Here is a 12126-nt window from a genome sequence, read left to right as displayed (position 1 = left end):
CCGTCCTAGCCCAATATTTTCCATTCGCCATTAATTTTTTGTAGCTCATAGGTCAGTGGTGCAGGCTCATTTTGTCCTTTTAACCTAAGCTCACCGATGACTGTAGCTTTTGTTTTATCGTCGTTGTATTTGGTATCAATAATAGTGACAGCTTCAACCGTCTGCTTAAAGGCAAACTGAGTATTTTTCAACTCTTCAGCGAAATTTTCCATATCGACTTTATAATAAGTCGCAGCTTTTTCAATATCGCCATAATATAAGGTATCAAGGGCTAGCTTGACCGTATTCTCTGGCGTACCGACTTGGGTTTGATTGGTCAGTATACTCGGCTCTTTAACAGCGGCTGCGATAGGGCTAATAGCTTCACTGACAATTTCGGTATCAGTAGCAACCTTTTTATTAGCATCAGTTTTATCAGTATTGCCATCAACGTCATCAATACTATTAGCATCGTTTACGGTAGGTTGGCTTTCCGTCGTATCTACTGCTACTAAGTCCTTGTCTTTAATGTCGTTATCGCTTTTGCTGCAGCCACTTAATAATAATCCCGTACTTAATAAACCAGTAGCAAGTATTATAGGTAAGCGTATTAAGTGTTTGGCTTTTATATCAAATTTCATATTACCCTTCAAAATTTATTTATGGATCGATAGTTAATTAATTATGGCGACTATTAGCACCATTAACAGTCAGCGATTCATTGAAGCTTGTGCCTGTTTGGTAAAGAAGAGGCTAGCAAAGCTCTGCGCATCCAATCACAAAATACTTGCCTTCTAACCATGTTTAAGCTGGCGTGGACGGAAGCCTGTTGCCAGAAGTACAGCGCCATAAACCAGCGCACCGACCGTGCACATAATGAGTAGCGCAACCAAACGTCGCCACTGAGCATCACCGGTTGGAAAGTAGGGTAGCATGACATAAAGCACAGCGACCATGGCACTGGTCGCAATTGCAAACTGCGCAAACAGCTTTTTCCAATGAGGCCCAAAGCGGAAAATATCACGTTTATGTAAGAAATAATATAATAGGCCAGCATTCACAAATGAGGCGCCGGTCGTCGCAAGCGCCAGACCACCATGCAGTGGAATCTCAAAAAAGTAAAATATGCCAATAAATATCACACTAAAAATCATATTAGCAAACACGGAAATAATACCGATTTTTACTGGTGTACGGATATCTTGACGAGCAAAGAAAGCAGGAGCAAAGACTTTAATTAGCATAAAGCCTAAGATGCCACCGGCCATACTACGCAGTGCGAGCGAACTCATTTGCGCATCGCGTAAGGTAAACTCACCACGTAAGAATAACGCTTGCATGAGCACATCTGATAGGATAAACAGTGCTGCCGATGCAGGTACGCCGACTAAAATAATTAAGCGTGCTGCCCAATCGATAGTCTTTTTAAAGCTGATATCGTCTTTTTGCGCTTCACTTTTTGATAGGCTAGGTAAAATAACCGTGCCAATCGCCACCCCAATTAGGCCGAGTGGTAACTCGCTCATACGCTCAGCAGCATATAGCCACGATACTGAGCCGCCAATCATCAATGAGGCAAAGATAGTGTTTAATAATAGATTAATCTGAGTAACCGATACGCCAAAAATAGCAGGCAGCATTAGCTTTAATATGCGCCTAACGCCTTCATGTTGAAAATCGATTTTAGGGAGAACCAATAGCTTTTGTTGCGACAATTGCGGTAACTGGAGTAATAGTTGTAATAAACCGGCAATAGCGACCGCATAACCGAGCGCCATAATGGGCGTCTCGAACATGGGTGCAAACACCAATGCGCCGCCAATCATACATAAATTGAGCAATACTGGTGCAAAAGCAGGCGCGGCAAAACGTCCATAGCTTTGTAAGATGCCACTGGCAAAAGCGGTCATTGAGATGAATAGTAAATAAGGAAAGGTCAAACGTAGCAATTCAGCCGTAATAGCAAACTTATCAGGTTGATCGGCAAAACCTGGGGCAAATAAAGTCACGACCCACGGTGCCATTAAAATGACCACGACAGTGAGCATCGACAAAATTAGCAATAACGCTCCTGAGGTACGACTGACTAATATCTGTACTTCTCGTAAGCTATATTTTTCTTTATATTCTGATAGCACGGGTACAAATGCTTGGCTAAATGCGCCCTCAGCAAATAGACGTCGCAGGAAGTTTGGTATCTTAAAGGCAACCAAAAAGGCATCCATCAAGCCACCTGCACCAAAGACGCCTAGTAATACGATATCACGTACCAGACCTAAAATACGCGACAGCATGGTCATGCTACTGACTACCATGGTTGAACGAAATAACCGACTTTTTGCCATGAGAACCTATTCTGCTAAGTTGTTTGCTGATTTATTTATTAATATGCTAATGTCAAAAAACTGACGGATTATAGCACTTTCATAGCAGGGGTAAATGAATTGGATATGGAATATATAGTCGTATTATCAGAATGATTAATATGACCTAATCCTTAAGTTCATTGGCTACCATCTCGCGTAATTTCCCCCATTCAAAATAATTACCGGGGTCAGTCTTGCGACCGGGGGCAATCTCACTATGACCGGTTAGATGTCGACGGGTTTTAGGGTAGGCGTTATAGAGAGCGGCGATTACTTGTGCAAGTGCATCATACTGCGCGGTTGTAAAGGACACAAAATCTGAGCCTTCAAGCTCAATACCAATGCTATAATCATTACACTCAGGACGACCAAGATAACTAGACCTGCCAGCGTGCCATGCGCGATCTTTAAAATTGACAAACTGAGTCACAGTACCATCACGCTCTATAAATAAATGAGCCGAAACTTCTGCGCCCTCAATCGTCTTAAAGTATGGATGTGCTTCCCAGTCTAATTGATTGGTAAATAGCGCCTCAACGTAATGTATACCATCAGCGCCACACGCTCCAAATTCGTTGGGTGGTAGGCTGATATTATGAATGACGATAGTATCAATAGTCGTATTTTTTGGTCGTTTATTATAGTTCGGCGACGCTATCCATTTGACCGCTGATAATCGACCATCGTTAATCGTCATTGCTGATGCTGCGGACATAGTATTCTCTTTTATAATGTTATTAATAAGCATAGTAGAAATGATTTTTATCATAAATTTTGTATAAAGTTATAGCAATATATCTAAAGAAAATGGTAATTCAGAATGTTTTTTTTGTTAATTTAGCATAGCTAATAACGCGACAAGCGTATGACCCCTACAGTGCGAGATTTTACCTCATGTCTACTAAATTAAAATCTATTAAATTAAACCTTATTACAATAGAGGGTAAGCCAATACAGTTGAGTAGACGAGCGCGTTTGCCACTGACGATTGCTGGGCTGCTACTAACTGTACAGGCACAGGCGTTTTTGCCAACGCCTTTATCGCTTGTCACTACAGGCGAGCTTGCCACTGATGCTAATCCAGATTTGATGGTTAAACATTCAGTCAAATCAGTAGATGCGGATAAACAAGATACCCAAAATGTTCAAAACAGCCAAAACACGAATGCTGAGCAGTTATTAATAACGTGGCGTCAGCAAGTAAAACAAGACAATCTAGCACAGCATATAACATGGCGCCGTTTACTCTATTTTATCGATGATGAAAAAAGCTTGCTTGGTAAAAAGAAAAATAAAAGCGTCGTCGACGATACCAGTTTTTTCTTAAGCAGCAACGGTCAGCAAGATTCAGCTGCTGAACTTGATGCCATGCTGGTCGCGCTTGCTCAGGAAGTAATAGCCTCTACGAGCAATAGTAACAATGTTAAAACCAATCAAAGTAATTCGGTACTTTGCCGTTTTCCTGCGCGCGTACATTGGCTTACCGAGACGTTAAATATTGATAAAACAGCATTGCAAACGAACTGCTCAGAGCTTGATGACTGGATGACAATGTTAGCACCTGAACAGCTATCAATGATGTTTGCGCAAGAGTATTTAGATAATCCTATTTCTGCTTTTGGCCATACTTTATTGCGCATTGACTCAAAGGCTAGTGTGGCTGACCCTAGTAAGATTCATCATGCTTATGCGCTCAACGACAGTGTTGATGGAGATACTTCCGATAGCTTTTTAATTTATGCTATTAAAGCGGCGAGTGGTCACTATGATAATCTGATCGAAATTGATCCTTATCCTAAAAAGCTTGCAGATTATCTAAAAACTGACGAACGTGATACGTGGACCTATCAGCTGGACCTAACCCCAAGCGAGGTGCAGCAAATCATGCTGCATGTGTGGGAAACCAAAGACTTAAGTTTGCCCTATTACTTTGCGACGGATAACTGTGCTTCGGAGATTTTACGTCTTATTGATGTGGTACGCCCTGAACAGCATTTGCTCAGCCAACTTCCTTATGCCGTAATCCCATCCGATGTCGTTAATTTACTTAACGCTGAAAATTTGCTCGCAAGCACCCTTTATACGCCAGCAGACAGTAGCGTACGCCAAGCACAGTTAAATAAAGCCGTGCAAGCAGCCAAACTAGGCTATTCAAGCTATCAAGATTTGACCAAAGAAGCAGCAAACAACATTAAATCAGCCGATATTAATTTGGCATCGAGCATGAGTACTGATGGTAAGACGTTGTTGCCATTAACTATTACCGCAGCTAATAATAATCCGCTTGATCGTCATGCGTTGCAACGTGGCCAAGTTGGTATTGGACAGCGTGGGGATAACAATTATGTAGAGCTTGGTCTACGGGCCGGCTTCCATGAGACGCTTGATCGTACCGCAGGGTTTGGGCAGTTCTTTGATTTAGAAGGTATCAAGGCAACATTGCGTTTATACGACAAGGACGATAACAAAGCCAACCAACCAAAAAGCGTCGTTTTGCAGAATTTCACTTTAATTCGTGGACGCTCGTATAATCCTGTCAATACTGCTAAGAAAGGGCAGACTTGGGGCGCGAGTGTTGAAGCCACGCGTATCAATGATGGCTCACAAGAAGATGGCACTGATCATTTGGTGGCAAGCACCACCTTAGAATATGGTAAGTCATGGGCGTTTGGAACGCCGCCTGCGAACTCTGGTGAGATGCCGCCGCAGCTGTGCTATGCCTTGGCAACTGGCGCAGTACAAGGTGGGCGTGGTATCAATAAAGGCTATCGCGTGGGGGCAGGGGTAAACGCTGGCTGCCTATACCAGATTAACAATCAGTTACGCGCGCAAGCTGAATTGCAACTGCCGTATTGGTATCATGGCAGCAGCGATGCGCCTGAGGTAACGGGTCATTATTGGCAGCCGATTACTACCTTTGGATTGCAATACGATATCGATAAAAAGCAAGCGCTACGACTTAATGCTAGCTATGATTGGCAAGACCGTGTCGATGCTAATGATGATATAAAACTGTCTTATATGCGTTATTTTTAAGTGTAGTAAAGAGTTGGTGATTTTAAATTTCTAAATCAATTATAAATAAAAAAGAAAATCCATTAGTACCATTATAAATAAGGATATCTTATGTCCACTCAGAAATTACTTATTATCGGTCAAGGTGACATTGGTTTGCCGGTGACTAATAAACTTGCTCAAAATGGTTTGTCTGTGACTGGGCTGGCGCGTAGTGATCGTAGCCATTACCAATTAGATGATAGTGCGACATTTATGCAAGCGGATGCGTTGACACTGACCGCTGAGCAGCTGCAAGCGTTCACGCGTATCGCCATTATTGTGACTCCTGATGAGTATTCGACCAGTGGTTATAAAGACAGCTATTTAAGTATTTGTCAGCACCTAGCAAAGTTTGCAGATGAATTGGATAATCTTGAAAGGGTAGTGTTCATCTCTTCAACGGGTGTTTATGGGCAAAATAAAGGTGAGTGGGTCGATGAGTATACCGCCCTTGTCACTCCTGAACGTGATGCGTCAAAAGTAATATTGCAAGCAGAACAAGCGTTGCAACAAGGTTTTGGTGAAAAGGCTATTATCATTCGTCCCAGTGGTATTTATGGACGGGAACGATTGATGCGTTTGCGTAAAGCTAAAGAAGCGCAAAAAGAACCGATTGCTGCCGAAGATTGGAGCAATCGTATTATGGATCGCGACTTGGTGACGATTACTGCCAAGGTGTTGACGATAGCTGCGCCAAAGTCACTATATATTGCCACCGATTATGTGCCAGTGACGACACTTGAGCTAACCACTTGGTTGAGCAAACAAGTAGGTGAGCTACCGCCAGAGGTCGATAATGAGAAAACTGCTGTTACGGGCAAACGCTTGCATAGCAATATTCCGTTAGCTTGGCTCAACTATCCTGATTGGCAGGCAGGTTATCAGGATATCTTGCAGTAGCAAGCATGAGGTAGTAGAGAAGTATGATACGCTACCTTTTATAATTTTTATTTTATCTGTTATATTTTACAGCCTACGGAGATTTCATGACCCAGCCATCTACTTCTGACAATCATTTATCTGACAGCCCACTGCTATCAGGGCAAGGTAAAGGTGTAGAAGATAGTGTTGGGCAGCTATCTCATCTGCCAAATAGCGAGCAACCTGCTATTATCCATCCTAACTTTGATCCTAATCTAACGCCTATCGACCCTGCGCGTCCGCTGATAGATATCCCAGAGCCAGCGCGCCGTATTAACGGTCAATTGCGCCGCCTTTATGGTAAGTCAGTACGCTTTATTCAACCGAATGAAAGCTCGTTATCCAAGTGGCGATTGATCGGTTCTGAAGCATTAGCTGAACATTTAGCGCTACTGAGTGCTGCCAAGCTCATTTTGTTACCTGATAGTTTTTATCGCAATTATAGTGAGCAGCCGTTATTATCTTCACTTGCGCATATGACGTTACTGGATATGGCGGACATTCAGCGTGTTGTCAGTCATTATCCTGACCTTAATCGTTATGGCTTTACAGCGTCTGAGGCAGTTAATAATAAAACAAACAAACCGCAAAAAATAGCAGATAGCTATGACCCTGATGAGCTACTTAATAGCCTGTATGCGGATGATTGGCAGGTTGTTTTACAGCCGCAACAGTTTGAAACAGGCGCTGGCAGTTTAGCTACTGATATTATGGCCTGTAGCGTGGCGGTTCATGTACTAAAACAATGTCCTACCCGTAAAAGCATCAATCAAAGTTATAGCGCAGCACAAATTTGTGAGTACGTTCGCAGCTATCTGCTCAGTCAACTCTCTATAGCACCCATGAATAGCAATCAATATAGACAAATTAATCTGTTTACTGGACATATCATTGTTGCCGCTTATCATTTGGGTTGGGATATTCAAGTGAGTAGCGACGGAGAGTGCCATTTTAATCTCTCGTCACGCTGTGGCTTACTGACACGCTATGTAAATTTGAATGATTACCATATCAATGGTTGGTCAAGTTAATCAATAATGCGTACAATAATGCAATTTTTTTCAATATATTTTTGACTTCAAGGATAATCCATGCAAACTATAACAGCGTTTTCATCTCATGACTTTATTCAGCTGGCCTTGGACAATCAGGTACTAAAATTTGGTGAGTTTGTCTTAAAATCAGGGCGTATCAGCCCATATTTTTTTAATGCAGGGTTGCTTGCTTCCGGTGAGATGTTGTCATTATTAGCGCGTGGTTATGCGGATGCCTTAGCTAAAACAGTGGCTGAGCAAATGGCATCTACAAATGATGGTGAAAGCATACAAGAGCTAGTCATCTTTGGTGCGGCATATAAAGGCATTCCTTTTGTTGCGGCTACCGCACAGGCTTTATGGCTGCATCATGGTATCAATGCAAAATGGGGCTATAACCGTAAAGAAGTAAAAACCCACGGGGAAGGTGGTAATTTAGTCGGCGCTGACGTCAGTGGTAAATCGGTATGGATACTCGATGACGTCATAACTGCTGGCACAGCCATGCGTGAAGTAGTCGAGATCTTAGAGCAGGCAGGTGCAAGCATCGCTGGTATTATCGTGGCACTCGACCGTAAAGAAAAAGGCTTGGCTGAGCATTCTGCGATTCAAGAGCTGGCGGCAACCTTACAAGTGCCTGTGCGTGCCCTTGTCGACATCGATGACTTAATTAGCTATTTAGCAGATGGCAGTAACCAATATAAAGACGCGACCCAACTTGCAAAAATGCAGCATTATCGCGCCCAGTACGGCGTATAAATTATTGCAAGCATTGTTAGGTTGGCATGTTATTTATGTCTGTTTTATCTATTAATAATATAACGTAAGTGAGCCTTACCATGAGCCAGTCAAATACTAAAGAATCTTTGCATAGCCGCTCTTTGAATATTTTAGTGATTATGGATCCTATTGAGCAGGTCAATTATAAAAAAGATACCAGCCTTGCAATGATGTGGTCGGCGCAAGATCGCGGGCACACACTGGGCTATTGTCAAATCCATGATTTATGGTTGGATCGTGGACAGTTGATGATAGATGCGCAGCCCGTAACCGTTGCCCGAAATCCTGAAAGTTTTTATACGTTAGGCGAGAAAGCGACCTTGCCAGTCAGCGACTATGACGTGATTTTGATGCGTAAAGATCCACCGTTTGATATGCGTTTTATCTATGCGACTTATATGCTCGATCATGCTAAGGCGGCTGGTGTGCTAGTCGTTAATGATCCACAAGCCATTCGTGATTGTAATGAGAAATTGTTTGCCACGTGGTTTAGCGACTATATGAGTCCAACGATTGTGACCAGTAAACAAGTTCATATTCGTCAGTTTATTACTGAGCAGCAAGACGTTATCGTTAAGCCACTTGATGGCATGGGCGGCACTGGCATTTTCCGTCTGACCGCTGACAGCCCAAATATTGGTGTGACACTTGAGATATTGACTGAGCTTGAAACCTTACCGATTATGGCGCAGCGTTATTTGCCTGAGATTAAAGAAGGTGATAAGCGTGTCTTAATCGTCGATGGTGTGGTGGTCGATTATAGCTTAGCTCGTATTCCGACTAAAGGCGAGACTCGCGGTAATTTAGCAGCAGGCGGCAGCGGGGTGGCAATGCCGCTGACCGACATCGAGCGTCAAGTGGCTGAAGTGGTTGCCTCTATTGTCAAAGAAAAAGGGCTGATGTTCGTCGGTTTAGACTTAATTGGTGGTCGCATCACTGAAATTAATGTCACTAGTCCTACGTGTGTTCGTGAGATTGACGATCAGTGCGGTACTGATATTGCGACTGATTTCATTATCGCTATCGAGCAAAAACTGGCAGTTTGGGCAAAGCAGTAATGATAGAGTGATTTATCACTAATCTATGTGCACAATGATTAAAAATAGCTGTGCTAAGATATGTGGTTGAGCCGTCGTGAAATTTTGCGCTTTTATGATTGTTGAGTAGTAGATATTAAGCCAAGCCGCGATTGCTCACGGCTTGGATTTTTGTTATTGGTCAGTTAGAAAATACTGTATATCAGACAGTGATTTACACTATACTATGCGGGCTTTACTGTGCGGGCTTTTATAGCGCTCTCATCGTTCGATGGCTAAGATGTTCAGGATAGCTATAGGATAATAAGTCCTTCATATAAATAAAGAAAAGATAGGCAGGCGTTCATGAAAACACCGCATATATTAATGATGGCAGCTGGTACCGGCGGGCATGTATTTCCAGCGCTTGCAGTTGCTGAGGAATTGACCCAACGTGGGGCGGTGATTCATTGGTTGGGTACGGCAAACGGTATGGAAAATGGCTTGGTTGCACCGACCGGTTATAGTTTTCATGCTATTGCTATGCAAGGCTTGCGTGGTAAAGGGGTCGGGCGTTTATTGAAAATGCCCGTTACTTTATTATCAGCGACGATGGCCGTTATTAAAATTATCCGCAGCAATCAGATCGACATGGTTGTTGGTTTTGGCGGTTATGTGAGTGCACCCGGTGGTATTGCGGCACGTATGACTGGCACACCGCTGATTATTCATGAGCAAAACGCCATTGCTGGTATGAGTAATCGTTATTTAGCTAAAATCGCTATTAAAGTCTTGCAAGCCTTTGAAAATACCTTTGCCAATAGCCAGCTTAATCGTAAGTTTGAAACTGTCGGAAATCCGGTACGTAATGCCATTACTGGCGTAGCAGCGCCATCGGCTCGTTATGATGTGAATGATAAATCGCCCTTACGCCTATTGGTGGTTGGCGGCTCGCTTGGCGCTCAAGCATTAAATAATACGGTGCCAAAAGCACTGGCGTTAATAGAGCGTCCTCTTGAGGTACGTCATCAGTGTGGACGTAATAATGAAGTGGCAACGCAAGAGGCTTATGATAGCGAAGATTTAAGCGCTCATCAGTTTACGGTACAGCCATTTATCGATGATATGGCTGCTGCGTATAATTGGGCTGATATTATTGTCTGCCGTGCTGGCGCGTTAACGGTCACTGAAATCCAAAACGTCGGTATCGCCGCGATTTTTGTGCCGCTACCAAGTGCAGTTGATGATCACCAAACGGCAAATGCTCGCACCTTGACGCTACATAAAGCAGCGGTTTTATTACCACAAAGCGAATTAACGCCAAAACGCTTGAGTGATGAGCTTAGTTTGCTTGATCGACCTGCTTGCCTAGAGATGGCAAGAAAAGGTCATGCACTTGCCAATCGTCAGGCCTGCCAGCAAGTTGCTGATATTATCTGGCAAACACTATAAATAACAAACACGAATTATTTTTTAATTATATTTTATCAGTCTTCTATTAAGAGAAAATGCTATGCCTACCTCTGCTAAAGCCCTAACGAAACGTTTGATTGAGATACCAGAAATGCGCCGTATTCAGCATTTGCATTTTATCGGTATTGGCGGTTCGGGGATGTGCGGTATCGCTGAGGTCATGAAGAACCAAGGCTATGAAGTCAGTGGTTCTGATATTGCTGAGAGTCTGGTTACCAAACGTTTACAGCAGATTGGCATAGATATCGCCATCGGTCATGATTCTAAAAACATCGCTAATGCGGATGTTATCGTTGTATCGTCGGCCATTGACCGTAGTAACCCTGAAGTAAAAGCGGCACTGGAAGCACGCCTTCCTGTGGTACGCCGTGCAGATATGCTTGGTGAGTTGATGCGTTACCGTCATGGTATCGCCGTTGCTGGTGCGCATGGTAAAACCACCACCACCAGCTTACTGACTACCATGATGGCTGAGGGAAATCTTGATCCAACCTATGTGATTGGCGGCAAGCTCAATGCGTCAGGTAAGAATGCTGCGCTTGGTGGCAGTCGTTTTTTAATTGCGGAAGCGGATGAATCTGATGCGTCGTTTTTATCATTGCATCCGATGGCAGCAATTGTGACCAATATCGATCAAGATCATATGGAGACCTACGACAATAGTTTTGATAAATTAAAAGCTGCCTATATTCAGTTTTTACAAAACATGCCATTTTATGGTTTGGCCGTTGTGTGCGGTGATGATCCTGAACTGTATGCGATGATTGATGATATTGGGCGTCCGGTATTAACCTTTGGTCTTGAGCCATTTAATGATGTACAGGCCATTGATTTGGTCACCGAAGGTACAAAAACACACTTTACCGTATTGCGTCGTGACCATGAGCCATTACGTCTTACTCTAAATATTCCAGGCGTGCACAATGTCTACAACGCGCTTGCAGCCATTACGATGGCCACCGACGAAGGCGTTGATGATCAAGCCATTACTCGGGCGCTGCAAAAATTTGAAGGTGTCGGTCGTCGTTTTGAGCAGCATGCCTCTGTCGCTATCGATGATGGTGATGTTTTGTTGATTGATGACTACGGTCACCATCCTAAAGAAGTTGATGCTACTATTAAAGCCGCCCGTCAAAGTTTCCCTAATCGTCGTCTAGTGATGATGTTCCAGCCGCATCGCTATAGCCGTACGCGCGACTGCTTTGATGACTTTGTCGAAGTACTTTCAAGTGTTGATGAATTATTGTTGTTGGATGTCTATTCAGCCGGTGAAAGTCCGATTGCCGGTGCAGATACCAAGGCGTTGGCACGTAGCATTCGTTTGCGCGGTACTGTTGAGCCGACGATTGTTGATAAAGACAATATTGCCCCTGTCATGCAGCGACTGCTTAAAGCAAATGATATGTTGATTACCCAAGGTGCTGGTAATGTTGGACAAATAGCCATCGAATTAGCCGCCAACAATCTATATATCAAATAGATCTCAACAGAATAGCCTTA

Annotated in this window: 10 protein-coding genes; 7 read left to right on the top strand and 3 right to left on the bottom strand. The window is 43.3% G+C overall.

The window, feature by feature from the left end:
* Positions 1–5 precede the first annotated feature (5 nt).
* The 3 genes from WAZ74_RS10690 to ampD all read right to left on the bottom strand — a co-directional run bounded on the left by WAZ74_RS10690 (position 6) and on the right by ampD (position 3060).
* Positions 6–620, bottom strand: a complete 615-nt coding sequence (locus WAZ74_RS10690; protein WP_422308287.1) for a hypothetical protein — start codon at positions 618–620, stop codon at positions 6–8.
* 153 nt (positions 621–773) lie between these two features.
* Positions 774–2324, bottom strand: a complete 1551-nt coding sequence (gene murJ, locus WAZ74_RS10685) for a murein biosynthesis integral membrane protein MurJ (RefSeq protein WP_422308286.1) — start codon at positions 2322–2324, stop codon at positions 774–776.
* A gap of 145 nt (positions 2325–2469) precedes the next feature.
* On the bottom strand, positions 2470–3060 hold the full coding sequence (ampD, locus tag WAZ74_RS10680) for a 1,6-anhydro-N-acetylmuramyl-L-alanine amidase AmpD (protein ID WP_422308285.1): 591 nt from the start codon (positions 3058–3060) through the stop codon (positions 2470–2472).
* 179 nt (positions 3061–3239) lie between these two features.
* On the opposite strand from ampD, the gene WAZ74_RS10675 reads away from it, so the two are divergent.
* The 7 genes from WAZ74_RS10675 to murC all read left to right on the top strand — a co-directional run bounded on the left by WAZ74_RS10675 (position 3240) and on the right by murC (position 12106).
* Positions 3240–5381: a DUF4105 domain-containing protein gene (locus tag WAZ74_RS10675; RefSeq protein WP_422308284.1), complete on the top strand. Its 2142-nt coding sequence runs from the start codon at positions 3240–3242 to the stop codon at positions 5379–5381.
* Between the two features lie 90 nt (positions 5382–5471).
* Positions 5472–6302: an SDR family oxidoreductase gene (locus WAZ74_RS10670; protein WP_422308283.1), complete on the top strand. Its 831-nt coding sequence runs from the start codon at positions 5472–5474 to the stop codon at positions 6300–6302.
* A gap of 86 nt (positions 6303–6388) precedes the next feature.
* Entirely contained in the window at positions 6389–7354 is a 966-nt protein-coding gene (locus tag WAZ74_RS10665; protein ID WP_422308282.1) for a hypothetical protein, read from the top strand.
* A 60-nt stretch (positions 7355–7414) separates the two neighbouring features.
* Positions 7415–8116, top strand: a complete 702-nt coding sequence (gene pyrE / locus WAZ74_RS10660; RefSeq protein ID WP_422308281.1) for an orotate phosphoribosyltransferase — start codon at positions 7415–7417, stop codon at positions 8114–8116.
* Between the two features lie 80 nt (positions 8117–8196).
* The gene (gshB, locus tag WAZ74_RS10655; RefSeq protein WP_422308280.1) at positions 8197–9195 is read left to right on the top strand and encodes a glutathione synthase; all 999 of its coding nucleotides are present in this window, start codon (positions 8197–8199) and stop codon (positions 9193–9195) included.
* A 324-nt stretch (positions 9196–9519) separates the two neighbouring features.
* Complete coding sequence (gene murG / locus WAZ74_RS10650; RefSeq protein WP_422308279.1) at positions 9520–10605, top strand: undecaprenyldiphospho-muramoylpentapeptide beta-N-acetylglucosaminyltransferase; 1086 nt, start codon at positions 9520–9522, stop codon at positions 10603–10605.
* A gap of 61 nt (positions 10606–10666) precedes the next feature.
* Positions 10667–12106 carry a UDP-N-acetylmuramate--L-alanine ligase gene (gene murC, locus WAZ74_RS10645; protein ID WP_422308278.1) on the top strand — a complete coding sequence of 480 codons (1440 nt, stop codon included), beginning with the start codon at positions 10667–10669 and terminating at the stop codon, positions 12104–12106.
* Positions 12107–12126: the final 20 nt, after the last annotated feature.

This window comes from Psychrobacter sp. (assembly GCF_049295055.1).
Taxonomy (GTDB): Bacteria; Pseudomonadota; Gammaproteobacteria; order Pseudomonadales; family Moraxellaceae; genus Psychrobacter.
Note: the sequence above shows the minus strand (reverse complement) of the source record. Positions and strands in the feature narration are given on the sequence as shown.